The sequence below is a fragment of the Brachyspira sp. SAP_772 genome (assembly GCF_009755885.1).
Classification (GTDB): Bacteria; Spirochaetota; Brachyspiria; order Brachyspirales; family Brachyspiraceae; genus Brachyspira.
In genome coordinates this window covers 1-626 of record NZ_VYIX01000254.1, presented here as the reverse complement: position 1 = coordinate 626, position 626 = coordinate 1, and the positions used below count along the sequence as shown (strand labels likewise).

The following is a 626-nucleotide window of genomic DNA, read 5'->3' as shown; positions in this document are numbered from 1 at the left end:
ATTAAAAAGGCAGAAAAAAATCTATCTAACGAAAAAAAGACAATACTTTTTATTGATGAGATACATAGGTTTAATAAATCTCAGCAAGATGCTTTACTTCCTGCTGTGGAAAATGGAACAATTATTCTTATTGGAAGCACAACTCAAAATCCTTATTTTTATTTAACTAATGCACTTCTTTCACGCATAATGCTTTTTGAGTTTAAAAACCTCGAAGATGAAGACATTAGAGAAGCTGTTGTTAATGCCATAAAAGATAAGAGAGGACTTGGTGAAGAAGATATTGATGTGGAAGAGAAAGCGATAGATTTAATAGTAAAGTTTTCGCATGGAGATGTGAGAAARGCTTTAACATATCTTGAAACCTCGTACCTTGCCACACAAATAGATGAAACAAAAGAAAGACTCACAATCACAGAAGAGACAGTAAAAGACGTTACAACCAAGCAGGCATTAAACTTTGAYGAAGATGAACATTACAATACAATTAGTGCCTTTATAAAAAGTGTGCGAGGAAGCGACCCAAATGCTGCTATTTATTATTTAGCAAGAATGCTTGAGTCAGGAGAAGACCCAAAATATATAGCAAGACGCCTTTGCATATTGGCTGCTGAAGATATAGGGCT

Annotated in this window: 1 protein-coding gene; it reads left to right on the top strand. The window is 34.1% G+C overall.

Going from position 1 to position 626, the window contains the following annotated elements; translation table 11 throughout:
- A partial coding sequence (locus tag GQX97_RS13875; protein WP_157152338.1) for an AAA family ATPase occupies positions 1 to 626 on the top strand: 626 nt, incomplete at both ends.